This is a genomic window from Marinobacter lacisalsi (assembly GCF_042651045.1).
GTDB classification, from domain to species: Bacteria; Pseudomonadota; Gammaproteobacteria; order Pseudomonadales; family Oleiphilaceae; genus Marinobacter; species Marinobacter lacisalsi.
Genome location: NZ_JBHSDI010000062.1, coordinates 75,820 through 101,572, shown reverse-complemented (window position 1 = coordinate 101,572; position 25,753 = coordinate 75,820). Strand labels below are relative to the sequence as shown.

The 25,753-nt window shown below is 58.1% G+C and carries 20 protein-coding genes; 4 read left to right on the top strand and 16 right to left on the bottom strand.

All coding sequences use genetic code 11. The features are described from left to right. A complete protein-coding gene (locus tag ACFOZ5_RS18270; protein WP_379890035.1) occupies positions 1–3,831 on the top strand; it encodes a hypothetical protein in 3,831 nt (1,276 codons plus the stop codon). A gap of 89 nt (positions 3,832–3,920) precedes the next feature. Here ACFOZ5_RS18270 and ACFOZ5_RS18265 read toward each other — a convergent pair whose 3' ends face one another. From ACFOZ5_RS18265 to ACFOZ5_RS18210, 12 genes are all read right to left on the bottom strand, one after another. Continuing rightward, positions 3,921–4,460 (bottom strand): cytochrome b, encoded by a 540-nt coding sequence (locus ACFOZ5_RS18265; RefSeq protein ID WP_379890033.1) that lies wholly within the window; start codon positions 4,458–4,460, stop codon positions 3,921–3,923. 149 nt (positions 4,461–4,609) lie between these two features. Beyond that, the gene (locus ACFOZ5_RS18260; protein WP_379890031.1) at positions 4,610–5,281 is read right to left on the bottom strand and encodes an FkbM family methyltransferase; all 672 of its coding nucleotides are present in this window, start codon (positions 5,279–5,281) and stop codon (positions 4,610–4,612) included. 320 nt (positions 5,282–5,601) lie between these two features. Beyond that, positions 5,602–7,581, bottom strand: a complete 1,980-nt coding sequence (locus ACFOZ5_RS18255) for a PhoX family protein (RefSeq protein ID WP_449288629.1) — start codon at positions 7,579–7,581, stop codon at positions 5,602–5,604. Between the two features lie 36 nt (positions 7,582–7,617). Continuing rightward, a complete protein-coding gene (locus ACFOZ5_RS18250) occupies positions 7,618–8,820 on the bottom strand; it encodes a tetratricopeptide repeat protein (protein ID WP_379890027.1) in 1,203 nt (400 codons plus the stop codon). A gap of 1 nt (position 8,821) precedes the next feature. Continuing rightward, positions 8,822–9,493 carry an energy transducer TonB gene (locus ACFOZ5_RS18245; protein ID WP_379890025.1) on the bottom strand — a complete coding sequence of 224 codons (672 nt, stop codon included), beginning with the start codon at positions 9,491–9,493 and terminating at the stop codon, positions 8,822–8,824. A gap of 6 nt (positions 9,494–9,499) precedes the next feature. Further along, on the bottom strand, positions 9,500–9,907 hold the full coding sequence (locus tag ACFOZ5_RS18240; RefSeq protein WP_379890023.1) for an ExbD/TolR family protein: 408 nt from the start codon (positions 9,905–9,907) through the stop codon (positions 9,500–9,502). Then, positions 9,900–10,463, bottom strand: a complete 564-nt coding sequence (locus tag ACFOZ5_RS18235) for a MotA/TolQ/ExbB proton channel family protein (protein WP_379890021.1) — start codon at positions 10,461–10,463, stop codon at positions 9,900–9,902. Before ACFOZ5_RS18235 ends, ACFOZ5_RS18240 begins: the two co-directional genes overlap by 8 nt. After that, positions 10,460–11,887, bottom strand: a complete 1,428-nt coding sequence (locus ACFOZ5_RS18230) for a MotA/TolQ/ExbB proton channel family protein (protein WP_379890019.1) — start codon at positions 11,885–11,887, stop codon at positions 10,460–10,462. Before ACFOZ5_RS18230 ends, ACFOZ5_RS18235 begins: the two co-directional genes overlap by 4 nt. Continuing rightward, complete coding sequence (locus tag ACFOZ5_RS18225) at positions 11,884–12,699, bottom strand: DUF3450 domain-containing protein (protein ID WP_379890017.1); 816 nt, start codon at positions 12,697–12,699, stop codon at positions 11,884–11,886. The genes ACFOZ5_RS18230 and ACFOZ5_RS18225 overlap by 4 nt, the downstream gene beginning before the upstream one ends. A gap of 90 nt (positions 12,700–12,789) precedes the next feature. Continuing rightward, positions 12,790–14,775 (bottom strand): phytase, encoded by a 1,986-nt coding sequence (locus ACFOZ5_RS18220; RefSeq protein WP_379890014.1) that lies wholly within the window; start codon positions 14,773–14,775, stop codon positions 12,790–12,792. A gap of 6 nt (positions 14,776–14,781) precedes the next feature. After that, positions 14,782–17,316 carry a TonB-dependent receptor gene (locus ACFOZ5_RS18215; protein ID WP_379890085.1) on the bottom strand — a complete coding sequence of 845 codons (2,535 nt, stop codon included), beginning with the start codon at positions 17,314–17,316 and terminating at the stop codon, positions 14,782–14,784. A 69-nt stretch (positions 17,317–17,385) separates the two neighbouring features. Further along, on the bottom strand, positions 17,386–18,261 hold the full coding sequence (locus ACFOZ5_RS18210) for a metallophosphoesterase family protein (protein ID WP_379890012.1): 876 nt from the start codon (positions 18,259–18,261) through the stop codon (positions 17,386–17,388). Positions 18,262–18,584: 323 nt separating this feature from the next. Here ACFOZ5_RS18210 and ACFOZ5_RS18205 point away from each other — a divergent pair, with 323 nt between their 5' ends. From ACFOZ5_RS18205 to ACFOZ5_RS18195, 3 genes are all read left to right on the top strand, one after another. Beyond that, the gene (locus tag ACFOZ5_RS18205) at positions 18,585–19,508 is read left to right on the top strand and encodes a GGDEF domain-containing protein (protein ID WP_379890010.1); all 924 of its coding nucleotides are present in this window, start codon (positions 18,585–18,587) and stop codon (positions 19,506–19,508) included. Next, complete coding sequence (locus ACFOZ5_RS18200; RefSeq protein ID WP_379890008.1) at positions 19,505–20,560, top strand: AraC family transcriptional regulator; 1,056 nt, start codon at positions 19,505–19,507, stop codon at positions 20,558–20,560. Before ACFOZ5_RS18205 ends, ACFOZ5_RS18200 begins: the two co-directional genes overlap by 4 nt. Before the next feature lie 275 nt (positions 20,561–20,835). Next, positions 20,836–22,065, top strand: a complete 1,230-nt coding sequence (locus ACFOZ5_RS18195; protein WP_379890006.1) for an OmpA family protein — start codon at positions 20,836–20,838, stop codon at positions 22,063–22,065. A 349-nt stretch (positions 22,066–22,414) separates the two neighbouring features. Here ACFOZ5_RS18195 and ACFOZ5_RS18190 read toward each other — a convergent pair whose 3' ends face one another. The 4 genes from ACFOZ5_RS18190 to ACFOZ5_RS18175 form a co-directional block, all read right to left on the bottom strand. Further along, the gene (locus tag ACFOZ5_RS18190) at positions 22,415–23,233 is read right to left on the bottom strand and encodes a polysaccharide deacetylase family protein (RefSeq protein ID WP_379890004.1); all 819 of its coding nucleotides are present in this window, start codon (positions 23,231–23,233) and stop codon (positions 22,415–22,417) included. Beyond that, positions 23,230–24,078, bottom strand: a complete 849-nt coding sequence (locus ACFOZ5_RS18185) for a glycosyltransferase (protein WP_379890002.1) — start codon at positions 24,076–24,078, stop codon at positions 23,230–23,232. The genes ACFOZ5_RS18190 and ACFOZ5_RS18185 overlap by 4 nt, the downstream gene beginning before the upstream one ends. Further along, a complete protein-coding gene (locus tag ACFOZ5_RS18180) occupies positions 24,057–24,392 on the bottom strand; it encodes a hypothetical protein (RefSeq protein WP_379890000.1) in 336 nt (111 codons plus the stop codon). The genes ACFOZ5_RS18185 and ACFOZ5_RS18180 overlap by 22 nt, the downstream gene beginning before the upstream one ends. Positions 24,393–24,477: 85 nt before the next feature. After that, positions 24,478–25,632, bottom strand: coding sequence for a sulfotransferase (locus ACFOZ5_RS18175; protein ID WP_379889998.1), 1,155 nt, complete (start codon positions 25,630–25,632; stop codon positions 24,478–24,480). Between the last annotated feature and the right edge of the window lie 121 nt (positions 25,633–25,753).

Here is a 25,753-nt window from a genome sequence, read left to right as displayed (position 1 = left end):
ATGAGTAACGGACGCGCCACCGCACCACCGCAACCGGACCGGCAAGGCTCGCAGACGCCTGCCCCGGCGTCACGGCCCGCCCCGGCAGCAACCGGGCCCCAGCCCGCCGGCCCGGGCAACACCGCCATGACCGGAAGGCTGGAAGACGGCGGTTTCCTCATCCAGCTGGGCGGGGGTGTCCGCCTGAACGCGGAAGACCTGGAAGGTAACCGGCGGCTGACGGCTCAGTTTCAGGAGCGCAACCTGGGCATTCCCGGGCTCCGGCTGACCAGGTTCGTTTACAACACCGAACGGGAAAGGGGCGAGGTGCGTGGTGAGCTCGCCCTGCCCCATGTCGTGGCCGATGAAGTCAGATTCAGCATTGTCGACCGGGAGGGCAATGTCGATCTCAACGACGTCGAGATCGACACCCAGCTGCCAGCCCTGAACAATCCCACCGGTCACCTGGGCCTGGACGACAACCAGCAGCTCAGCGCAGAACTGCAGTTTGACTGGGCGGACCTCAAGCCCTCCCGAATGCCCCGACTGGAGATCACCGGCAGCGGCGCCATCCGTCTGACCGACGGCCACCTGTCGGGCAACCTCACCGTCGACCTGGCGTACCAACACCTGGCCGAAGGTCAGGCCAACGTGCGCTTTAACGACGCCGGCCAGCTCAGCGGCGATGGCTACGTGGAAATCACCCATCCGGTGCTTGCCGGTACCCGGACTGAATTGCGCGTTCAGGAAGACGGCAGTCTGTCCGGCACCCTGTCCACGCCGGTTTCCCGCCTGGATCCTCCGGTTCCCGGCCTGTCCCTGACCGAAGGCTCCGTCAGCCTCAACTACGACAACCAGACCCTGTCCGGCGGCCTGGAAGGCGTCAAACTGGTCTATCGGGAACTGGGCGAGGCCACTCTCAATGCCAGCATTGCCGACGACCATGTACAGGGCTCAACGGAGTTCAATCTCAACCTGCCCGGCTTTTCCGAGACCACCGGTCGGATAGGCTACAATCGCCAGGGCCGGTTCTTCGGTCGCTTCAACCTCTCCGCAGAGGACTTCCCCGACGGTTTGCCGGTGCGTGGTGCCAACATCCGCGGCAGTATCGACGAAGAGGGTGCGGCCAGCCTCCGGGGCCGGGGGACCGTCACCCTGGGCAGCGTAGGCGGCGGCGAACTCAGCGCCGACTATCAGCAGGGGCGCACCGACATCGGGGCAACCGTCGAACTCACGGACCTGCCCGGACTTCAGTCGACCACCGTGCAGGTCAACCTGGTGAACGGCCAGCTGGAAGGCTCGGCCGACATCGCCATTGACAGCGAACGCCTGCCCGGCATCAGTACCACACTGCATGTGGAATACCGGGACCAACGCTGGTCGGCGGAGCAGCAGGTCTCGTTCAGCGTGGACGACGGCCGCCTCGAGGGCACCATCACCCTGGGCCTGCAACAGGCCGAAAACGACGAACTGAATATCCACGGCGGTGGTGATGTGACTGCCGAGATAGCCCCCAACCTGGAAGGTACCCTGCAGGTCACCATCAACCCCGACGGCACCGTCGATACCGTGGGCGAGATCCGGGTGCCGGAACCGATCGAACTGTTTCCCGAGGAACGGGTGGAACGGGAAATCTTCCAGCGCAGCCAGAACATCCCGCTCTGGGCCATCCTGGTGGCGGTCATCCGTCTTCGCGCCGGTATGCGTGCCGGCGTCGGGCCGGGTGTGCTGCGCGACATTACCGTGACCGGTGAATACACCATTGGCGCGGAGGAACAACCGTCCTTTGCCGTTACCGGCGAACTCTATATCCCTGCGTTTGCCGAAGCCTACCTGGGCATCGGCGCCGGCCTGGGTCTGGATGTAAAGCTGGGCTCACTCACCGGTGGCATCGAAGGCATGGCCACCGCAGGCATCTACGGTGCCATCTCGGTGATTCCGGAACTGGCCTACGATGACGGCGACTACCTGATCGAAGGCACAGCGACCATGGCGGCCGGGGCCAAATTCAAACTGGGCCTGAATGCCTGGGCCGAAATCGAAGCGCTGTTCGTCACGGTCTGGGACGAGGAATGGGAACTGGCGGAATGGGTCTGGGACCTGGGCCCCAACCTGGCCCTGCAGGCTGAGCTCAGCTACAACTTTTCCAACCCTGAACCGCCGGAGATCAGTGTCAGCACCGAAGATATCCCCAACGCCGAGCAGCTGATCCAGGACGCCATCCCCAAAGATGGCCCCCCCGCTTCCGGCGCCCGCGAAACCCTGCGCAATGAAGCACAATGGCAGGGCCCGACCCGCGAGCGCGGCGGCAACGACCGTGTGCCAGGGGAACTGGCCGACCGCTCCCGGCAGCCCGGGGCCCGATCCGGGTCGCCCAGCGCCGGCGGTGGCGGAGCCAGCCCCCAGCACCAGCAGCAGCCACAGCAGGGGAGCGGCAATGGCGGAAACCGGCGTTCGCAAGGCAGCGAATCCCCGGCGTCCGGGGGCCGTCAGCGCACATCAGACAGGCCGGACCGTGGCACACCATCGCGGGACCGGGGTAACGATCAGGGCAGGGATCAACGTCGTGATTCCGAACGGGAACAGGACCGGGAGGCAGCGGCCGAACGCCCCACGGGCCAGGAAAGGACCGTGACGGAGGACGAAACCCCGACCGCAAACCAGCCCCGCTATCCCCGTGGAGTGAATCTGGGCACCCTGCAGGAACCTCCGGCCCCGCAGCCCCGCACGGCTGCCCAGCAACGGGAAGACCTGGATGCCGCGCGCCAGGTCCTGGAACTGGCCGCCAGGCAAGTGGACGATTCCGAGAGCCTGGACGACTATTTCCTGCGCATCAAGCGTCGCTTCCGGCTTAGCCGCGTGGCCTATGTGACCGTGGGTGAACAGACAAAAGTGGCGCTGGCCATCAACCCCGACCTTGAGGTTACGATGTCTGAAATGGCCGCCGGAACCGGCCTGGCAGGAAAAACAACCGAGATCCGCTATGGCAGTGGTGATCTGCAGGGCCACACCGTGGGGGCTGAAATGACCGCGGACCCGCTCGGCCCCGATCACCCCCGGGGATCAGGCCCCAGCGGTCAACGCAGCCTGATGGGAAAACTGGTCACAGATACCTCAGCGGAGGGCGACCGCCGCTTCATTCGTGGGCACCTGCTCAATGACCAGCTGGGCGGTGTCGGCCGTGATATCAATCTGTTCCCGATCACCCACCAGGCGAACCAGGCCCATGAAAGCCAGATCGAAAGCCGGGTCAAGCAATGGGTGAACACCAACCGCTACTGGACCTATTACCGGGTCAGGGTCAGCGTTCAGGATGCCGACCTGTCCCACCCCACTGGCCGTATAGAGCTCAATTCGGTCAATGCCAGCTTTCACTGCGAAGCCGCGGTCTACACCCTGGATAACCGGAAGGTTAATCAGATCAGCGCCACCATCGTGTCCCGCTATACCCCACCGGCCGAAACCCAGGACACTGATTTTCAACCGGTGACAGACGCGACCGAAGCGGAACAGACGACGGTTGAGACACGCCAGGAGGATCGGGATGCGGATATCCGTATGCCCGCCCGCATGGGCGACTACCGGCTCGACAGCGCCATCACCAACAAACTGGACGATGTCCTGGGACACTCCGAAAGGGGAACGGGCGAAGTCAGACAGGCACTACGGGCCATCCCCGGCATTGGCCCCAAAACGCTGGAAACACTGTTCAAGGTCTACAAAGACTATAAACGGCACGGTGAGCGCAACCTGGTCAGTATGTTAAGTTCGTCTGAGAAAGGTAATCTCACACGTCTCAACCGTCTTGGGCCCGCCATCCTCAGGGCCCTGGACTCCCTGAGCTCAGGATAGCGGGCATGGCTTCTCCGGCGGGCAAAAACCGTATGCCTGAAAACACCTCGCACTCCAGGTTACGTGCCTGCAGCGTTGCATTGCCTGGCTCAGACCATCCGGCGAAAAATACCGTCTTTACGGACCATATGGCGCAAAGCTGCCGCGATATGACCGGCAATCAGCACACTCAGTGTGATGGCAAGCCACCCGTGTATATAAAACAGGCTGCCGGCCAGATCTTCACTCTGCGGCACAAAAGGCATGGCCGGCAGGCCGTAACCGCCCACGATGTCCAGCGCCGGATAAGCTGTCACACCGGCCCAGCCAAACAACGGCGTCACGACCAGCAGGATATAGATCAGGTGATGTAAGCTCTTTGCGGCAATCTGCAATGTGCGTGGCATGTGCTCCGGGTAAGGCGGCGCCTGTAGCCGGATTTTCATGCCGATCCGCAGGATCATCAGTAACAGCACACTGAATCCAATGGCCTTATGCGAGCTGTACAGTGTATTCGTCAGCGCTCCCCAGATGTCGGCTTCCGCCCGTGAAGCCATCCAGAGTCCAACCGGTATCAACGTCAGAACCATCAGCGCCATTAGCCAATGCAGTACCCGCCAGCCGGCGGGGTATTTCTGAATCTGCGGCATGCCTTGCCCTCCCCTGTGACCGTAGCGACAACGCGATCAGATGTCCGGTTCAGACCGCCACGGCATTTCCTGTCGATCAGGTGCTGATTTCAGCATCGGACGTATTCGGGAACTCCGCAAGGGCATTCCTGACCTGCAGCAACAGACATTCAGGCGGTTAACCGGGCATAGATATCCCCCGAAGCGATCCCGTCAGCGCCCGTGTAAAGCCATTGCCGGAGTGCTTCGGGATCCTGCCAGGAAGACCAGATAAAACGGCGCTGCTCGCCGGCAATCACATTGAACTCGTGCCGGCCGAGCCTCTCCAGTTCGTCCAGGCATTTCACTGCCTGCTCCAGGGTACCGTTCACGAACTCAAAGGACAGTGCCGGCAACGGCTGGCTCAGTCCCGCCAGCACCTCCACCTCGAAGCCTTCCACATCAATCTTGCAGAAGCCGGGCCGGCCATACTGTCGAATCAGCTCGTCCATCGTGGTGACCGTCACAGTGACCGAGTCTTCCCAGCGCACATGCCGGAATCCGGCAGCGGTTGCACGCAGGTGCTTGCGCCAGCGAGCATCCAGTGACGCCACCGTGGGATTGCGTTGGCTCAGCGCCAGTTCAGCGTTACCCGGAGCCCGCCCCACCGCCTGTGGCAGGCACTCTATCCCGGGTTGATGCCGGGTCAGCCATCTCAGCCAGGGCAGAAGTTGGGGCTGCGGCTCCAGGGCCACCACTCGCGCGCCCAGTGCAGCAAACGCCGAGCTGCGATCCCCCAGGTGGGCGCCGATGTCGAACACCAGATCCCCGGGGAGGATGAATTCACGGTAGAGCCGGCGCAAGGATCTCTGGCGCCCAGGACGTCGATATATAACCACGGACCGCAGCAGTCCCAGACCGCAGTTCAGTCGATCAGCAATGGCAGCCCGCAAGGACACCCCCTTTCTGCTCACAGCTCCGGAGTCCGTTCACGACCGGGAAATCAAGCGCCCGATGATTGGCTCGTGTGGTTGCTCCCGCTAAACCAAACGAAATAGAGCATCAACCTCTGATTTTGCCCAAAAACAGGACGCCATGCATCCTGAAGTGGAGTTTCAGAAATAGACAAGCAGATCACGCCTTGCCGCAAATTCACTACACCGAGGCGATACTACCAGCGGTATCACGTGCCAATAACGCCACCGTCCGTTTTCGTGATCAATACGGTTGTAGAGCGTGCTCGGGTTTTCCCATCGGAGGCAGGATAACTTAACCCCGGATGCTGAATGTTCACCCACATGGCTTTGCCATCCGGCGTAGTTGTAACACCAGTTACTTCGCAGCCCCTTGGCCCTGCGAGGAACCGCTTGACCTCTCGGGTTCCCGGGTCGGCGCAAAGCATCTGGTTGGTACCCATGTTGGCGTTCTGGGCATCGTCGTCTCCGTAGTCTGTCTGAATCCACAGTCGACCCTGAGGGTCAAACCAGAGTCCATCTGGCGAGGAAAAGACATCACCATTGATTGTTCCTGTTAAGTGTTCGGGCGCGCCAGCGTCGGAGGTGTCCCCTGCCAGAAGAAAGATTTCCCATCGGAAGCTGGTAGCATCTACTCGATCGTTCTTTTCACGCCATCTGACGATCTGGCCATGGAGGTTGTCTTTGCGGGGGTTTGCCGCGTCAACGGGCTGGTCAGGTTTATGCCCTCTGTGCTTATTGTTGGTGAGCGCAACGTAGACCTCCTTAGAAGCCGGGTGAACCGCAACCCACTCGGGACGGTCCATGGGGGTTGCGCCAACAATATCTGCCGCCATCCGGGCATTGATCAGAACATCAGCCTGGGTATGAAAGCCATTACGGGGAGTCAGGCCATAGCGGCCGAGTTCCAGAGCCCGCCACTCGCCTTCACCATCTTCATGGAACACAGCCACATAGAGCGTGCCTTCGTCCAGAAGGTCAGTGTTGGCTGCCGCGTTTCCCCGCTGGTAACGTCCTTTCGGAACAAACTTGTAAACGTACTCGCCCCGTGTGTCGTCACCGGAGTAAATGGCTACTCGGCCTTCTTCATCATGGGTGACGGTAGCACACTCCCTGACCAGCCGACCGAGGGCTGTGCGCTTCTTCGGCACGGACTCGGGATCAAAAGGGTCAAACTCCACCACCCAACCAAACCGGTTCGGTTCGTTGACCTGGCCCAGGTAGCGCTGACTCTCATCTGGCGTCGCATTGAACCGGGCATCGACAGAATCCCAGGCGTAGTTTTTGCTGTTCAGGCCCTGAGCCACACCATAGCGATGGTGTTCGCGGCGGCTCGAGTAATCGTCAGGGTCGCGGTTTACGAAGTAGTTCTTCCAGTTTTCCTCACACGTCAGGTAGGTTCCCCAGGGCGTCTGGCCCATAGCGCAGTTATTGATAGTCCCAAGTACTCGTTTGCCGGTAATGTCAGACGCGGTCTTGAGCAAATCCACACCGGCCGCAGGCCCTGTCAAGTTCATGGGGGTTTGCGCAGTAACACGGCGTCCATAACGGGAATCCTTGACAATCTCCCATTGGCTACCGCTCTTTTTGACCTCAATCACGCTCACACCATGGGCCATTTGTTCCTTGCGCACTTCAGCTTCCGACCGTTGGATTGACCCATCTTCAAGTTTGTTGCTGTTGAAGCCATTGGGGTGGAGGGTGGGATTGATGTACTCGTGGTTGATCACGAGCAAGCCGTGAGTTTTCGGATTTTCGGGGAATGAAAAGTACGCCATTCCGTCATGATTCTGACCCGCCTGCAACGCCTGGCTCTGCCAGTCATCCGAAGCATCCGGCTGCCACGGGCTCGCGCCACGCACAACCGGGTCGCCCCAGGAGAAAAACGGTTGGGCCTTATAGCCCTCCGGAACCACCACCGAATCGAAATCAGCAGCCATTTGAGGAGGCACGGGCCTGAACCCGATCTTTGCACCGGTCAGGCCGGCATAACTCGCAGTACCGCTGGCCATGGCTATCTGCGGAGGTGCCATAAAAAACGACGCCACTGCCGTGGCGAGACTGCCTTGCAGGAATCTGCGTCGATCCTGTTGAACACGGTCGGCAAGGTTCCGGCTGCTTGACCGGTTATCCGGAACGTCATCAAGACGCTCCATTTCCTGATGAAACCCATGATCATTGCGAGTGATGGTCATGTTTATATTCCTTTTGCATGAGTTGAGAGCTTACTCGTGGAGGACGGTCACAGGCGTCGAAATCTGGTCCAGATACGACAGCCATTGTCTGGCGCGCTCTTTTGTCTTCGGGTTGTGTGCAGCGCGCTGGAGTGATTGCCTGGCGTGAATGTGCTGGCCGCTGCGCAACTCGGCAATGCCGAGCAGAAGTGAGATTTCAGGATCTTCCGATGGTGTTTTGTCCAATGCTTTTCGCAGCCACGGCACAGCCTTTTTCCACTGGTCGTACTGCAACAAGAGGCGCCCCGCCATCAGTTCACTCTCGCCGTTACTGGTGCGGCCGGAAAGTTCTTCGAGAATGGCGATTGCCTTGTCTGTTTCCCGGGCCTGTATCCAGGCCTGAGCCAGCTTGAACTGGTTCTTATCTGATACCGGCAAGATGCCGCGATCAATGGCCTCCCGGAGCCGGAGTGCAGCCTTGCCCGGCTGGTTCTGATGAAGGTGCAACGTAATCAGTGCGTGCCACTCACTTTCAGACTCCAACCGCCCGTCGGTATACAGGGTTTCAAGCAAAGCCAGCTGATAACGGTAATTACCCTGCGTTCCGTAGAGACTGGCCAGCGCTTTAAGATAATCCGTATCAGGAAAGCGTTCAGCGAGGACTTCCAGCACCCGGATGGCACCCTTGTGATCCTTCAGCTGTTGATAGCAGGCCCGGAGGAGATTCAGCGCTTGTTCCGATGACCTTCGACTATCAAGGGCTTCAAGCACCGTCGCTGCTTGCCTGTACCGGTCAAGTTGGAAGAGGCTATGGGCCTTCAGCATCAACAACTGTGAGTCTTTACTCACAGACTCTGCAGGCATGTTGCCCAACACTGTCAGTGCCTTTTGCCAATCAGCTGTCTGATAGTGCAGTTGGGCAAGATTTCGTTGGGTACTGAGCTGCAGTCCTTCAGGAACCTCTGCAAGCGCCAATAGGGCTCGATAGTGACGGATAGCATTGGGGTAATCTGTCTGTTGAATAGCCAGGTACCCGCTCAGATTCAGCACCTGGGAACGTTCATACGTGGTCAGGTTCTTCTGCCCGGCCAACGTGCCCAATTTTTGGCTGGCCGTTTCAAGCTGCCCCTTCTCAATCAGCACCTTGGCCGAATTCAGTTTGTCATAAACAGACTCCCTCATTGCATCGGCGGAGGAAAAAGACGACATCCCCAAAAGCCCAGCGAATATCAGACAGTACAGGTGAGTTTTCACGTTACTGTTCCTCTATGCGGAATTCGAAAGTGTTGCGTACCCCTTTAACCGCAACCGGCTGACCGTCGGATGTGCGTGGCTGATAACGGAAACGGGCAGCAGCAGCGACGGCCGGCTTCTCAAAGAGATAGCTGTCGCAGGCCGATTCCAGGACCTTGATGTCCTCAACCGTGCCATCCTCTCGAACCGTGTATTCAACGGTGCAGTCACCCTCTATTCCCCTCATCAACGCTCTTTCTGGATAGCGAGGAGCGATTTTCACCAATGGCTGGAACTCTCCCTGCTTTCTTGCTCCCAGGTTGAAGCCGCCAGCATCCAGCGCTAGTCCTCCAAAGGCTGGCATTGCCGGTGTGGGCAAGGGAGAAGGCGCCGGTAGGTCTGCAGTAACAGAGGGCACCTCCGGAGTTTTGGGAGGAGGCTTTGGCTTTGGTGGCGGTTCGGGCTTTTGCCGCTGTTCTCTTGCCGGCGGTTCCGGTGGAATGTGTACGAAATCCAGAGACACACGTTGGCTTGAGCCTCCATCATCGACATTGTCGGTAAGCACCAGTTGTCGTATGCCTGCGACCAAAATCACTGCAAGCGACAAACCGAGGGTAATCGACATAAACCAGAATGCAGGGTGACGCCGTGGCTTAAGCGCGGTCGCAATTGGCGTTGGGTGCTGGGAAGTCATAAACGATTACTGCTCCGTCGCCAACGCGATATCCGATACACCGGCCCGGCGAGTTGCATCCATGACCGCAACCAGAGCTCGCGTAGAAGCGTCAGCATCCGCCTGAATCACGACCGACCCTTTCGGACTCTCGGAGTGCAGACGGGCCACCATGCCGGTGATGGAATCCGTTGCCACTTTTCGGCGGTCAATCCACACACTGTCAGAGCTGTCGATCGCGATCAGTATAGCTGCGTTATCCTTCGATTCCGCCGTGGTTGCCTGGGGCCTCTCCACTTCGATACCAGACTCGCGAACGAAGGACGCTGTTACCAGAAAGAAGATCAGCAGGATGAACACCACATCCAGCATGGGTGTCACATCGATCGTACTTTCATCAGCCGTTTCGTGTTCATTCCATGCAAACTTACGCATGTCTGGCTACCTCCTGAGCGGTGCCGGAAGGGGTGTCGTTGAGAAGGTGCTTGATCTGCATTTCAGCCCGCAGGCTCAATCTCGCCAGCAACAAAATAGCCACCAGACCAACCAGACTGACGACCATCCCGGCGAGTGTCGGCAGGGTGGCTCGCGAAACGCCATCCGCCATGGCTCTAGCGTTCCCGGTACCGGTAAACGCCAGCACATCAAAAACCGTCAGCATGCCGGTTACTGTTCCCAAAAGGCCCAACAGCGGGCAGATGGCGACCAGAACACGGATGACCGGCTGATTGCGTTCAAGGCGTTGGCGGGTGACAGAGGCCAACCTGCTTCTCATCTTCTGCTTTACCCATCTGGATTCTGGCTGGAGTTCGTGCCAGACCCGCAGGATCCTGTTGCGGTAGCGCGGAAACGCTACCAGCACATACAGAATCCGCTCTACTACCAAAGCCCAGAGCAGAGCACTGGTCAGCGCAATTACCCACATCACCGGGCCGCCCTGATCCAGAAAGGCCGCAATATCCAGAAGCAAGGTTTCTATCTCTGCATTCATGACGGGGAAAGCTCCGGCTCTGGCTGGGATGAAGATACGGACGGTTTAACCCGGCCCTGGCTGGTACCTCTGAAGCTCTCGGCGATAACACCGGCTGCTTGTTCTTCCAGCACCTGCCAAATGGTCCTGGCTCTTGCGCTGACCAGGGTGTGCATGAACAGAACGGGGATGGCCGTAGCCAGACCCAGAACGGTGGTTACCAATGCCTGGGAGATCCCACCCGCCATCATTTTCGGGTCTCCGTTGCCGAAAAGCGTGATGGACTGGAAGGTGAGGATCATGCCAACCACGGTACCCAATAGGCCGAGAAGCGGGGCTACGGTCGCGATGATCTTCATCAGCGCCAGCCCTCGATGAATTGCCGGCCGCTCCTTGAGCAATGCCTCCCCCATCGCGACTTCCAGTGATTCCGCGTCAGCTCCTTGCCAGCTGCGGGCCGCAGTCAGAATCCTTCCCAGTGGATTCTTCCCCGGAGAATCAGGTTTACGAGCCTGCCGGTTTACCCGGCTGCCCATCAGCCCCAACACCAGAAGTCGCTCCAAGGCCAGCAACAGGCCTACCGCGCCCAGTGCCAGGATCACATACCCAACAACGCCACCCTGCCGTATCCGTTCAGACAGATCGGGCACCTGAAGGAGCATATCCAGCAACTGGCCACGGGTTGGATCAAGGGAAACACTCACAGGCTGGGACGCCTCAAGCAGATTATCCGGTACCTGGTACTGGCGACCTGGCTGCTTCGCCAGCTCGGTTAATGTTCCGGTTGCGGGGAGGTACTGGAGATACTCACCCTCACTGACAACATTGAACGTACCCAGACGCGATACGGGCCTGGAAACCGAGTCTCCAGACAAAGACGTAACGGTGGTCTCAAACGTATGAGTTTCCCCGGAGGCAACCAGCTCACGATGCAGCTCATACCAGAACTGGCGTATGTCACTGACATCAGGAAGTCCGGTATCCGTTTCCAGTGAGTGGATCAACTCCTGCAGAAAGCCATCCCGTTCCGGGAACTGAAGGTGTATTGGTGAGTCCTTCAACGTCGCGCGAATCTGACCGGCTGAGTTGGCCAGTACACCAGAGAGTTCCTGCAAATCCCCAAGCGCTTCATCTCTTGATTGCCGGAGGGTAACCAGGTTTTGCTCGTTTTTTTCGAATTGCCGCTCAAGCGACTCACTTTCAGCACGCGCCTCTGCGACCTCTCGTCGTAGAGCTTCAAGCCGCTCTGCCTGTTTGTCTCGCTGCTGCACAAAACGATTGACTCGAGCTTCTTGAGCAGAGCGTTCCTCGCTGGCTGCGGCTCGAACCCGGTCCAGCAACTGAGTCATGGACATGGGGCGTTGCGGTTCGTTTTGCTGGGCTTGAACCACGCCAGCGAACAGAAAAACGCCCAGCATCAGGCACGCCAGATATGGTTGCTTCATGGCTGGACTCCTTCTTTCTTAAAAGCGGTACTGGTGGCGAACACAGGAATGGTGACCAGGTCCGGTGCCGCCTGTTTGCGGGCAATTTTTCGGGCTTGATCAAAGGCACGATTCCACTGGTTTGCGTCCAGGATTTGCCATTCTCTGGAGTCAGGCTGCCAGAGGGCGATTTCCTTCCGGTCCAGCGTCCGGTACATCAGAGCCAGCCGACCAACCCGTAACATGTCGACTTCACGCTCGCTGCTGCCTGTTGCCAGAGACTGACGCCAGGACTGAAGATTTCGGCCGTATTCAATCTCCGCCTGATAGGTGTCGATCACTCGTCGCAACGTGATCGCAAGGGACTCGCTGGGGTCTTCAAGACTTTCGTAGAGCTCTTCAATGCTGCGCTGGCGCTCTTCCAGCAAAAACGGCTTATCCAGCTCGACAAAGTTCTCCAGGCTCGACATCATGTCAGTCACAATGGGCAGCAGCTTCTGCTCCATCCCCTCGGCGTTCTGAACAGTTTGTTCAAGGCGCTGAATGTCGTCTTCCTGATTCGCCACTTGCTGAGCGACAAGCCGGTTATAGGCGCTCAGCTGCTCCGCTTCCATGAGCAGCTGTCGATACTCCGCCGCGATCTGTCGGGTTTGTTGATCCAGCCCGGCCACTGCCTTTTCCGCTTTCGTCGTTTGGGCAACTCGGTCAGCAGCCTGGCGGGTGACATCGTCCAGGTCTGCAGCCGTAACATGGGGGGCATACAAGCCCGATATTGCGGTCAGACACAGAGCCAGACCTGCACAGACGGGCGCCTTGAGGTAGAGATAAGACACGGGAAGCTCCTCGGTTATTCGATGACTGTGTCAATGCTATGGCTGATTTGTGACAGCACAGGGACACCCACGACGTCCCTGTACCAAGCCTCAGCGCTCGAGATCCAAAGCGCTTCGGATATGGCTCCATGGCACGTATTTGAAATTCTGGGCCTCTGAGGGAAGTACATTCCGCCCGTCCTGAACAACCAGCATGCCCTCACTCCAGATACCGCCCATATCCGCCGACGTGGCTGCAATACCGTCGGTCTCAGAGGCACCGTCGATGAGCTTGTCGTGGTTGATACCAATCCGGAACTTGCCACGGAACTGGTGGGGGGCCTTGGCGTTGTAGATGACGTAGGTGTTATCGCCCTGGCTGGAGGCAACAAGGTAGTCCTGCGTTTCGCCGCGATAGAATGTCAGACCCTCAATGTCATCAGTGAGATGCTCGCCAACACTGTCCACCTTCAACATTTCATGGCCGGAATCAGGTTCGGCGCCCAGGGCCCAGATAGCCTCGTCTTCCTCGCCCACAAACAGGGTTTTCCGGCGATCATCGGCGACGCAGCCCTCAGGCTGTGACGCTACCTTGAACTCCCGTACCAGCTCGCCAGTCCAGCTCTTGTCTGTGAGGGTCAACCGCAACTGATGGAAGCGACCATCCTTGTCGTTGGCAATAGCGTAGGTGCCCGTGTCCGACTGGTACATGCAGAACCCATAGATCTCGGACAGCCCTGTCGGCACTTCTGTAACCGGAATAACTGAAGAGCGTTCCCGGTCGATGGCAAACAGGCTGAGGCTGTTTCGGGTTCGATTGGTGCCAACGGCGATGTCGGCGTTTTTCCCCTGATAGGGCACACCGTAACGAACATCGACGTTGTTAATGCGCCCGACATTCAGACTCTGAAGCTCCTCTCCTTCCAGGTTGTAGACAAGCAGACCATTGCGCTTGTCCGTGCCGAGAATCAGGCTTTTGCCGGGGGCTCTTTCATTGACCCAGATCTCGGGATCATCGGCAGCATCACCGATGACTGGCACAGGATCTGTTTCAACCACCGGAAGCACCTTCTTGAAACCGGCCGACTGCGAGGAATCTGTTGCCGTAAAGGACAGGTTTGTCTGCTTGAGTTGTTCGCTGTTCTCATCGAACAGAACCGCCCTGACTTGGTCACTGCTGGCTGTTGCGGTAATGGAATCCGGCGCTGTGTCCTCGCCCAGATTCACACTGCTGTGGTGTTTGTAGCCGTCCCCTGTAGCCTGCACAAGATGAATGAACGGGCGACCCAGTTCGAACGCAACGATGCCGCCGGGAATCGTATCGAGACCTTTGGGACCGTTACCAAGTGCGCCAAATGGCTCCGCCATGGCAACCGGACTTCGGGCCAGATCGGCCTCCGGATTCGCACTGTAAGCCCAGATGCCAACCCCCTCCTCTGCCACAAACAGGGTGTCGGTCACATCATTCGCTGCACAGGTTTCGGCGCCAGCAGGTATGGGAAGATTCCGCACCTCCACTAGCTGAAAACCATGATTTGCAGACTGTGTAACCAGATACTGATGGGCGAGGAACTTTTCACTTAGAGCAAAAAGGTAGAGATCGCCGTTGTCTGTGTCGTTGAACAGACACAAACCTTCGATGGGGAACCCTAACGAAGTCACCGTGGTGCGGTTCTCTATTGTTTTTCCCTGAGGTGACACGGTGAACAGCAGTGGCTCGCCCGATTCGGGGTTATAGCTTGCGAATACTTCCAGAGAACCTGCATTCCCGCGAACGCTCCGTGCGTCCAGGAACTCAGCATTCGTCTCCCAGCTATCGACCACATCGCCATCCAATTCGACTAATGCAATACCATTCTGTTCATTGGTTACCACCCAACCTTGCTTGCTTTCTGTGGCGCGGGCCCATTCGCCAGACAATGGCAGAGTATCCAGAACCGGAGCCTCCTCGGGTAACTCTGAAGAAGATGAGCAGCCGGCCAGGGTAGCGATGGCGATGGCTGCCGAGAAAAGACGTTTTCGTGTTGCTGACATTCGGTTTTTCCAATTCATGAGTGCGATTGATTTCTGGCCCCGGCCGGAATGGCCGGGGAACACATGGCTTCAGAAACTGGTCATGGTCAAAGACAGGCGGTAGGTGCGGCCGTACTCTTCATACTGGGCGTTGTACTGCTCACTGCCGGTATAGGCGTAATAAGGACGGTCCGTGAGGTTCACCGCATCAAACTGAATCATGAGGTTATCCATGAGGTAGTAGCTTGCGGTCAGATCAAGCTGAAAATGATCATCCTCGTAGAGGTCGTAACGCTCATCGGCCACATCGGGGATTTCCATCAGGTAATCAGACTTGTAGTTACCCGCAAGGCGGATACTGGCACGGTCGGTTTCATAGCCCAGTGTCAGGTTACCGGTGGTGTCCGACTGCCCAGGCAGACGCACGTTTCGGCGAACAGGCGTGCCGTCGTCAGTTGAGGTAACCGTGGCATCTGATCGGGTCCAGGTACCGTTGGCACCGACGATGACGCCATTCCACGGCGCAGGCAGGCTGCTGAACTTGTGAGAGACCGCCAGCTCTACCCCACGCAGTTCGGCGGTGTCGCCATTGTCAAAGGTTTTGGCTTCGGAGAAGTCGGCCCATTCACCGGTGCCAGCAACATCGGTGGAATAAATGAAGTTGTCGATACGCTTGTAAAACGCGTAGGCCGAGATGGCACTGGTTGGCCCCATGTAATGTTCAATCCCGATATCGAAGTTATCGGACTCCAGCGGATCAAGATTGGGGTTACCAAACTCGGCTTCATCATCTTCGATCACAAATGCTGGTGACAGCTGCTCGAATGTCGGACGCGCCAGAGACTGAGTCAGCGATGCCCGTAACTGGGTGCGATCACCTATCTCGTATCGGGCGTGAAGAGAACCCAGCAGGTTGCCATAGTCATTGGATACCCGGTTATCGAGGAACTCACCATCTTCAAGCCTGGTGCCTTCAGCGCTCAGATCCGTATGTTCGTAGCGGAAGCCACCCAGAAGACGTAGACCACGCACGTCCACCCGGCCCATCAGATAGGCGGCAGTGATGTCTTCATCAATGCGGTAGTCGTTGATGCGAGATTCTTCTTCATCAAAATAGTCAGCTTTATTCAGGCCTGAAACGAGATCCCTGATTGCATCGGCCTTGAGATCGCTACCCACTCGCCCTGGGTTGTAATCCAGCTCACCGCCGGCAAAGTTTTCCATCCCTAAACGGTCTGCGCTGATTCCCGCGCTTTCAAAGTCGTCATAAACCCAGACGTTCTCGTCTGTTTCCTTGGTTCTTTGGCTCGCTTTCGCACCAAATTTGACGAGCCCCGGGTGAGCCCCAAAGCTCAGATCCCGCGTAATATCGAAGCGAACGTTCTGCTCTTCGTCGGTAGCTTCGCTGTCCGCCAGCTCCACCTCATCAAGACTGAAAGTGGTTGCCTGGTACAAGGAGGCAGGGCCAGACACATCCGGCTTTCGTGTACCCCGGAATCCCACGCCATCAAAGGAATCTTCCGCAACAAAAACAGCGCCGCCCAGGCCATCGTCTTCTTTCTCAGAGGCTTCACTGGCGCTGATGCTGTACTCGACCAACCATTCACGCAGCCGGTGCTCACCACCCAAAGAGGCGGAGAGTATTTCCTGAACTTCTTCGCGGGCTTTAAGCTCTCGCTCAACTTCAGCAGACCCGGTGGCGCCTTCGGCCAGATGATCTTCAAACTCAAAAATGTTGCCTACCCGTTTCTCATCATCCGAATAACGGCTGTACATGGTTCGCAGGTACAGAAGGTTGTCCGGATTGAGTTCCAGATCCAGGTTCAGTGCCGCACCAAGGCGTTCACGGGTTATGAGGTAATCCCGCTGCTCAATTTCCTCAAGCACGGCGGGGTCTTCGCCAAAGTCCCAGGCGCCTCCCGTCTCCACGTTGTCAGACCCGAACTCACGCTCTTCCCAACTAAGAGCCGCGGCAACACCCAGGCGAGCACCGTCAGTTCCCAGATCTAACGTTGTTCCACCAGACAGCGCCCCTGCCGGGCTGGTCTTGTCCACAAGCTCGTTGTGGCTCATTTCGATTTTGGCTTTGCCAAAAGGCCCATCCTTATCAAGTGCGGAGATGCTTTTTATGTTGATGTTTCCACCAATACCGTTTGCGTCCATATCCGGCGTAGGTGCTTTGGTAACAACCAACGAGGAAACCAGGCCCGAAGGCAGAACATCCAGGGCCACAGCCCGCCGGTCGCCCTCTGGAGCCGGCAATTGCGTACCGTTTACACTCACGCTGTTCAGATCCGGCCCCAGGCCGCGAATACGAACAAACCGGCCCTCGCCCTGATCTCGCTCAATCGAAATGCCGGGCAATCGTTGCAGGGATTCAGAAACGTTCGCATCCGGAAGTGCGTTAATGGAATCGGATGTGACAATCGTTTGAAGGTTGTCGGACATCCTTTGCTGATTCAGCGAGGTCCGGAGCCGGGCAGCCTGCCCGACGACCGTCACCGTTTCTTCCGCAGATACCGGTGCGGCACTCTCCTGTGCACCGGCCATGGAAGTCGTTGAACCGATGCACAGAGCGGCAATAGCGAACGCCAGGCGGGAGCGTTTGAAGCTGGTTGTTTCCATTTTCATTGGTAAGGCCTCTGTCATTGGAGATGATTGATTCAGGTGATCGTTATCTGTCCCAATAAAGCGTTAGCGCCTGAGGTCGAACTGATAGGCGTGGCGCTGAAGCGGCTCTGGCAAGCCAACCTGGTAGGTGTCTACTGTGACGGTGCCATCGGCGTGAACATTGAAAACACGAAACATGGGGTTGTGACGGCTTTCATCAGGAATCTTGGTGCGCTCAAGTGCCGGAATATGCAGATAGTGAACGCCGTCGATTTGCTTGGAATGAACGACCCGATCCATATCCATGTGAAGATCACCAGAGATCACCGCAGTCAGATTTGGCTGGGCAACTACGTCGGAAAACCCTGGGTGCTTGATCCCTTTGTCAGCCCGTTCCGGATATATCCCCGCCTGGGCGCCATGAACCACCAGCAGAACCGGCTTTGGACTGAGGGCTTCGATCTGCTCCAACATCCAGGTAATCCCGGAGTCATTAAAGTCCCTGCCAAAATCCGGCGAAGCCATCACAATGGCGACGTTTTCCTGTTCGAGGACATAGCTTGGGGCTGTAACTTCAATCTTCCCGTTGTTCCAACGGGTTGCGTACTGCAGGAATCGATCCACAGTACTGCCATGCTCCTCATTACCCATGATCGGATAGAAAGGCAGAGACAGCTGCTGCAGGACAGGCGTTACATTGTCGTATTGAAGCAAGGTGCCCTTGTGAGCGATGTCACCGACACCCAATACAAATTCCACCTTCTGCTGTTTGGCCAGTTTGTTGACGTCTTGAACTGCGGCTTCGACGTTTGGAAATGCTGCTTTTGGTTTTGGCTCGGCATCGCCGAGTACAGCAAAGCGGACTGGGGTAGCGTCGCTCCCGGGGAAGAGCGTCGTGCAGCCGCTTACAACGACTGACAAGAAGAGTGCCAACAGGGCTGGCAATAACCTGGGGTACATCTTTGAATCCTTTTGCTTGCTTCCGACTGGTGACGCAGACCTTAGGATTCAAATGTGTCTGAACGGTTACATTTTTTTGAACAGCTTTTTTATTCAATAAGTTACACGACATTTCTGACCGCGAATGAGCTCAAATGACTCTCAACCATCCTCACCAGAAGCCATTCAACATGGCCTCTCTCGCCGCGCATGCGGCCTGCAGATATTTTTTTACATCCGACTTCACCGAAACACTGAGCCAATTTGACCCCCACCATGTGTCACGGAAATGAAATGACGGCCTGATATAGCTGCCCTCGTTCACTAACTCACTGGATGTAAGCATGAGTCTGACAGGCCTGAAACCTCATCGTGCGAAACTGCTGCTACTTGCCGTTATTGCAAACACCACGCTGGTCGCGAGCCTGATACTGGGTGATGTGAAAACCTGGGGCGAGATCGACTGGCTCGATGTGTTTGGCGAAGGTGGGACGGCGGCCATGCTCCTGACCTGGCTGATCTTCATCCTCCGCAGCCGGCCAGCCGGGCGGGTCAGTACTATTCTCACCGCTGGCTTCGGTCTGGTATTTCTCGCGCTCTGGCAAGACAACCTGGACGAATTCATACGTTTCGCCAACTCACAATGGTGGGATACCTGGCTGGAGTCCGTCCCGTTACCGATCGGAATGCTGCTGGTTACCTGGGGAATGTATCACTGGCACCAGGAACAATTGGTGATTCAGGATCAGTTGCGCGGACGAGAGCTCTCCGTCAGAGAACATAGGCAGGTGGATTCGGTTACCAAACTCTCCCGATCAGACTATCTGAAATCCCAGATTGAGACGGAACTTCAAAGCCTGGATGACAGGATCGTTCCCCCATCGTTGTTAATGGTGGATGTGGACGGGTTCGATCTGATTAACCGGGAATACGGTACGCTGGAGGGAGATCGTCTGCTCAAAGTGATCGGCGAACTGTTACTTATGAACGTTCGCAGGCACGACCTGGTGTGCAGGTTTGCTGGAGACCGTTTCGCAATACTGCTACCTGGGACCGGAGAAGCCGCTGCAAGACTGATAGCAAGCGAGATTTCCGATGCCGTTGCTCACCTGGCCCACAAATCTGCGGTGCAGGGCAACACAATCCCGGTTTCGGTCAGTGTCGGAGTGGCTCAGGCAAAGTCTTCAGATGCAACGGAATTGATGGAGCGGGCAAACCGTTCTCTTGCGCAGGCGAAAGGTGCCTCACGCAAGGAGTATGCGGCATGACGTCCAGTGGAGAGGCGCCCCGGTTCTATACCGCGGAGGACCGGGTGCTGGCGGCGCATCATCAGGTGGCTTTGTTAATAGAACTGGCCATGTCCAGGAATATTGCTGAGGATCGCTTGCTCAGGAACACGGGCTTGTTTCCTTCCGATATTCGCAACGCCAGTCAGAAGCTCTCGGCAAGCGCTTTCCGGCGCCTGATCACGAATGTTTCGGGCATGGACAGCAGTTCTGCGCTGAACCTGTTGTGGGGCAGCCAGCTCTTCCCAGGGCACTATGGCTCACCCAGTACGCTTCTGGCGCACTCCGGAAACCTGATGGCGTTTCTGGAAACGTTGGTCCGGTTTCGTTTTTTTCTGTGCCCCTTCATGGCTCCCAACCTGGTCAAGGACGATCAATGGACCTACCTCTACTGGACCGACGCCGGCGGCTTAGGAAAAGCCAAACCCTTTGTGGTTACGGCGCTGATGTCCGGAGTGCGCAGTGCTTCCAACTGGTTGGCCGGCAGAACGCTTCCCTGGCAAATCTATCTGAAGCAGCCCCAGCCCAAAAACACCTCCGAGTACCTTGTTGCGTTTGGTGAAACGCTACGGTTCTCAGCCGGAATAGACCTGATGCGTATCGAAAGCCGAGCGCTTTTCGAACCCTGGAAAAATGTATCAGAGCTGGTTCGTGCGTCTGTTCTATCGGAATCTGCAGAGCTTCTGAATAACGCCCAGCCTGCCCATGGCCTACCGGAACTCGTTTACCGGGTCATTTTGAGTGATCCTGCCAATTTCAGAAGCCTTAGCGTCGTTAGCGATTATCTGGGCACGAGCCCAGCTACACTAAAACGCCGTTTAAAAGAGTGTGAAACCTCGTACCAGATCATCTACGACGAGGCGCGGCTGCACCTGAGCCTGTACCAGTTCTACGTTAAAGGCTGGAGCCACGATGAGGTGGCAAAATGGCTCGAGTGCTGTGATAGTGCCAACTTTCGCCGTATGTTCAAACGCTGGACGGGATTGACGCCGACGGAGTACCGGTCACGTTTCAGGTTTGGAACTACACAATGACCTGTTTTACCGATACAGCTATCCATTCGATCTAGCATCACTTTTTGGCATGCCCCACCCGGAATAAGCGCGCGTTGCAGGGCCTGGCAAGGCGCATTCCTCAGTAACACCAACGAAACGGTATCGAGTCCATGATTGGGTAGTTCCGAGAACACTCCACGGGCTTCTTTGGGCCCGGGAAATCGGCGACGTTATGGGATCGACGCCTTGATCCCAACAACTGCTAGACTGGCCTTTAAAATATATGTAGTTGATAACAGCATGTGGGCATCGCTATGGCGCGACAAGGTTGGTTCTCCATAACACTGATTATTCTCCTGGTGCTGGCAGCTATTGCCAGCGTCTATTTCTATCGGTCCCTTTACTCGGAAATGGCGCAGCTTGAAAACGCCCGGGAAGAAGCCCTGTCCGACGCCGAAGACCTGCAGCAGGAACTTTCCCGGGCCCGGCAACGCCTGGCCCAGCGGAGTACCAGTGCAGACCGGCTGGAAGCCCGGCTCAATGAAGCGCAGCAGTCTCTTGCCCGTTCTGACAATGAACTGGAAGCTTCGCGGAGCCAGATTGAAGACCTGAAAGAGCGTATTGCTGACCTGGAGGCCGACCTGTCCGCCAGCCAGAAGCAGGCCAGCGCCCGGGGCGATCGGTTGGAACAGGGCCAGGCCCGGATCGAAGCACTCGATGAGGAGCTGGCACTAAGCAAATCCCGAATCACGAAACTGCTTGCCAGCCGCGAAAAACTGGAATCCTCCCTGGCCGCAGCCACAGAGGAGCAGACCCGCACCCGCGCCCAGGCGGATGAGCTCGCCGATGAGCTGGAAACGGCGCGGACCGAACGGCAACAGGCCCGCGAACAACTCGCACAACGAAAAGCGGCCCTGGAGGAGGTGGCCGAAGAGCGCCAGTCGGTTGCTGAACAGTACCGGGAAGCGCGGGAGCAGCTGGCCCTGCAGCAGGCCCAGAGACGCAGTGCCAGCGAAACCATCGAGGAACTGGAGGCCCGTCTGCAGCGTGAGCGCTCTGCCATGGATAACCTGCAGACCCAGCTGGAGGACCTGAGCAACGAGAAGCAGACACTGGTATCGCGACTGGAAGACGGCACCACCGTCATCAAACTACCGGAAAGAATCGTGTTTGATTCCGGCTCCGCCCGTATAGGCAAGCCCGGTCGTGAGACCCTGAAACTGCTCGCCACTGCGCTGGAAAGCTTCCCTGACCACCTCATCAGCGTTCAGGGCCACAGTGACAGCCGCCCCATATCCCCCATCCTGCAAGACCGGTATCCCAGCAACTGGGAGCTGTCGGCCGCCCGAGCCGCCTCAGCGGTGCGGGTGCTGGAGATCACCGGCATAGCCCGCGAGCGAATGCAGGCAGCAGGCTACGCGGACACCCGTCCGCTGGTGGAGGAAACTGACGCCGCCACCCGGCGCATGAACCGTCGCATAGAAGTGTTGCTATATCCGGACCAGTTCAATGTCAAAGTCCACTCTGAAATGACATCAGAATGACACGATCGAACCAAAGAGAAGCACTCTGTAACAAACACTTACGCCACTGAAGACAGCGAGTAGGCGAATACCCATACGTGCCTTCATCACGTGAAAAAATCGATTGCCCACCCCCTCATCAGCCCCTAACATTCGCGGCACAAACAGCTTCCAGACACACTCGCCAGGCCCGCAGCCTGGCATACCGGAAACACAAGGCACTCGATAATGGAAAACGCAAAGGACCTTGGCGCCCCTGAACTCAAAGAAGTCGCCTTTGATGGGGTCGAGATTGCCGGGCTTGTCGTTCCCCTGCTTTTTGCGATCATGGCAATTGTTCTGGTTGCGTTTACCTCAGACTCCTCCGGAACTACTCCGGTAGACTCCAGGACTGCTTCCGAGCGTGCCGAATTGATCGAACAGATCCAGAGGCGCTAAGACCCTCCGCAAAGAGAGCCCGGCCCGCTCCATCCCGGCAGGAAGAGGACAGAGGCAGTGGGTTCCGCACCGACGCCAGGGCCGCTTGCAGATCCCTCGCCAGATACAGCTCCGCGTCGTGGGGATGAATGGCAATGCGTACCGGCTGGCGCTGCCACCGCGCCAGGCATAGCTGCACATTGTTGATCGACCTTAGCAGTCGAGCCCGAACGGTAGTATCCGCCTCAAAGCCAATGACCGGTAAACGACAAAAGTCGTCCCGATCCGCATCATAGATCCCGGTCAGGGTTTCATAGAAGCGAAACGGCAGCGTAGGCAATGTTTCGCGTTCGATAGACCCCAGTGCCCAGGCGGGCGGCACATAGAGTTCCGGTGGCTCCAGGCCGTGTTGTTCAAACCACTGATAATTGGCCCGGATCAGTCTGGCGATCGCCCCGGCGTCCAGGGAGAGGTGCTCCGCCGCGTCACGGGAAAGCAGCGCACTATGCAGGCGATGATAGACCGTGCGCGGCGACGCGCATTGATGACACCAGCCGTGGCCGGCGAGGGGATACCCCTGACGTTGCAACGAGGCCAACCAGGCCCGATCCCCTGGGGACCAATCCTGACCGGGAACCACCAGCAACAGAACCGAACCTGTGGGCACTGCCGGCGGCAGCCGGTCCAGCAGGGCCTGGACCTGTTGTCGGGTTTCCGGCATCACGTCATGAATCGAGATCAGGGCCTCGAGCCCGTCAGCCACAGCGTTCATACCGAGGTTCGGGCGCCAAGTCGACGCAGCAATCCCAGGGTAGCTGACGGTGCAGGCCGCTCAGGCACGCGCATCGCGGTCTGACACAATACGTCTTCCCAGCTCGCCAGGGTCTCGTCATTCACCGCAAACGCCAGATGGCGGGCACGCCTGGCGAGCTCGGTGCGCCGGTCCGGCTCCATCCGCTCGAGCCGCCGCAGGCCCTGGCCGAGGGTCTCCCCTTCGTGAAGCGGCAGCAGGCCCCGGACCAGTCCGGGCCACTGATTGATGCCACAGGCGTGTGAGGTGATCACCCAGCGCGCCCGGGCCATGGCTTCCAGGGCCACAGTACCGAAGGCTTCCACCGACGAGGGCAGTATCAGCACGTCATGATCGTCGAGAAAGGCCATGACCTCCTCGCGGGAAAGCCAGCCGGCAAAAAACAGGTTGTTCAGCCGCCGGGCACTGGCCTGAACCTCACTTCGCAAGGGGCCGTCGCCGAGTACTGTGAAGGTCAGGTCCGGACGACGAGCTGCGAGTTCCAGAAAGGCGTCAATATGCTTTTCCGCTGCCAGCCGTCCCACATAGAGCACCGACCGGACGCCGTCTCGCGGAGGCTCGGCCGGAGTGCGGGTGAATTCCCGCGCCACGGGGGTGCCCACCATCTGTGGCCGGAGCACACCGATGGCGCGGGCTAATCGCGCCATGGGCTCACTGATTGTGACCACCGAGGACGCGCCGCGGAACATGGCCCGATTTAACCGGTTGAGCAGTACGCTGGCCAGCCGTGCCAGACAGGGGCCCCAATATAGCCGCACCAGATGGGTGTAGTCGGTCTGGAAGGTCACACAGACTGGAATACCCATCTTGCTGGCCAGCCAGTAACCGCCGAGAGAAAAGATGCGGGTCCGGGAACCACCACTACGTGAGGCTGCATCTCTTCCATCAGCCGGGTCAATGCTCGCATGTGTGGAAAAAACAGGCGCTGGGTGGTGTCCCCCGGCATTGGAAGAGAACCGCCCTGACAGGTATGGGGGTGGTCCAGCGATGGCGCGACCAGCTCTGCACGAGCAATGCGCCCTCCCAGCAGGCCCACCAGGTCCTGGTAGTAGGTGCCCACTCCGTTTCGACCCTTGATGGCGTCCACGACGAAAAGTATGCGCAGGTCTTGTGTTTCCATTCATTCAGTTTGAGCCCGTTTTATGTCGAAAGTATTACTGGCCAAACTGGGGTCACAAGACAGACCTGTGCCGGCACTCCGGTAATCACGGTTGCTCGGATTCAGGCAAGGGATAGCCCAGGTGCCGATAAACAAAGCCGAAATCCCGCGACAGGCGCTGGGGGGGCAGGGCCACTCCGGTCAGCGAATACTGATGATTGCTCTGGTAATGCCGGGCGCGTTCCTCCTCTTTTTTCAGCGCAGAATCAAAGCCTTCATCCGGCGTCCACCCGAACTGCTGGTACACGGACATCACGGCGGCATAAGGGCGGGGCGCCAGTTCTTCCAGCAGGACCTGTGCGTATACGCAACCTGGCAGGTTCGGCAAGGTCTCGAAAAGGTGGCGGTAATAGAAACAGAGCATGTCGGTCAGCCGGTCGCGCCAGTAATCCGCATCAATGTCACGGCCACGGAAGATGCGCGCACCCACCAGAATGGCATTGATCTGCGAGGGCACCGCCCGTGTGGGATTGCGGAAACAGGCCACGAAGCGGGCATCCGGAAACTCCGCCACCAGACTTTCGATCAGGGGTGTAAAGGAGGGGTTCTTGGATAGCAGGGTCCGCTCGGGGCCATGAAACCAGAGATGCCGCTGCACAATGCCCCGGTAGAAGCCAAGGATACGACGTTTCTCCCGCCCGGAAAGCGCCTGGTCGCCCCGGGCCAGTCGCCAGAGCCGCTCGTCCGGCAGTGGCAGCACCAGCAGGAAACAGCCCAACACCGGCGCCAGGGCAAGATAGTCCTCCTCCGGGGCAGCCAGGCCGGTGCCGTGGATATCATCCAGCTTGCCGAGCACCCGCCGCTCGACACTTGCCAACAATCGGGCCAGAGGTGCGCCTGCCAGCCGGTCCAGTCGCGCAAAGCCCAGCCAGAAATAGCGCTGGGTAATGGAGGGTGCGAACACCAGTTCCCACAACGCCGTGGTGCTGAAGCGCCGGTCCAGTGCCAGCAACCGGTGCAGAAACGTGGTGCCGCTGCGGGGTATGCCAATGACAAACACCGGGGCCCGGATGCGGACATGGCGATAACCGGGAAAGAACAGGCGATCCAGGGCCAGTCCGCTGCCATTGATCAGCAACAGGGCCAGCAGCAACGGCCAGAACAGCAGCAATACCAGCCAGCGCCGCCACAGTTGATAAACTGGCTGGTCCGGTGCCGGCAACCAGGAGCGAAGGAAGAGAACCAGGAATTCTCTCGACATGCTGACCTCCTGCTCTTCAGGAACTCTGAACCGTCGAAGCAACGACCACTCCATCATCGTCAGATGAAGGTCTGATACTGCGCACCGTTTATGACATCGGGATTACATTCCCTGTCAGCGG

Bases quoted from the DNA above. Each gene is read 5' to 3' on its own strand.
- ACFOZ5_RS18240 (WP_379890023.1), bottom strand. From the start codon at position 9,907: ATGCGTAAGTTTGCATGGAATGAACACGAAACGGCTGATGAAAGTACG.
- ACFOZ5_RS18175 (WP_379889998.1), bottom strand. From the start codon at position 25,632: ATGTCGAGAGAATTCCTGGTTCTCTTCCTTCGCTCCTGGTTGCCGGCA.
- ACFOZ5_RS18195 (WP_379890006.1), top strand. From the start codon at position 20,836: ATGGCGCGACAAGGTTGGTTCTCCATAACACTGATTATTCTCCTGGTG.
- ACFOZ5_RS18185 (WP_379890002.1), bottom strand. From the start codon at position 24,078: ATGGGTATTCCAGTCTGTGTGACCTTCCAGACCGACTACACCCATCTG.
- ACFOZ5_RS18235 (WP_379890021.1), bottom strand. From the start codon at position 10,463: ATGAATGCAGAGATAGAAACCTTGCTTCTGGATATTGCGGCCTTTCTG.
- ACFOZ5_RS18265 (WP_379890033.1), bottom strand. From the start codon at position 4,460: ATGCCGCAGATTCAGAAATACCCCGCCGGCTGGCGGGTACTGCATTGG.
- ACFOZ5_RS18245 (WP_379890025.1), bottom strand. From the start codon at position 9,493: ATGACTTCCCAGCACCCAACGCCAATTGCGACCGCGCTTAAGCCACGG.
- ACFOZ5_RS18205 (WP_379890010.1), top strand. From the start codon at position 18,585: ATGAGTCTGACAGGCCTGAAACCTCATCGTGCGAAACTGCTGCTACTT.
- ACFOZ5_RS18215 (WP_379890085.1), bottom strand. From the start codon at position 17,316: ATGGAAACAACCAGCTTCAAACGCTCCCGCCTGGCGTTCGCTATTGCC.
- ACFOZ5_RS18200 (WP_379890008.1), top strand. From the start codon at position 19,505: ATGACGTCCAGTGGAGAGGCGCCCCGGTTCTATACCGCGGAGGACCGG.
- ACFOZ5_RS18180 (WP_379890000.1), bottom strand. From the start codon at position 24,392: ATGGAAACACAAGACCTGCGCATACTTTTCGTCGTGGACGCCATCAAG.
- ACFOZ5_RS18230 (WP_379890019.1), bottom strand. From the start codon at position 11,887: ATGAAGCAACCATATCTGGCGTGCCTGATGCTGGGCGTTTTTCTGTTC.
- ACFOZ5_RS18190 (WP_379890004.1), bottom strand. From the start codon at position 23,233: ATGAACGCTGTGGCTGACGGGCTCGAGGCCCTGATCTCGATTCATGAC.
- ACFOZ5_RS18270 (WP_379890035.1), top strand. From the start codon at position 1: ATGAGTAACGGACGCGCCACCGCACCACCGCAACCGGACCGGCAAGGC.
- ACFOZ5_RS18210 (WP_379890012.1), bottom strand. From the start codon at position 18,261: ATGTACCCCAGGTTATTGCCAGCCCTGTTGGCACTCTTCTTGTCAGTC.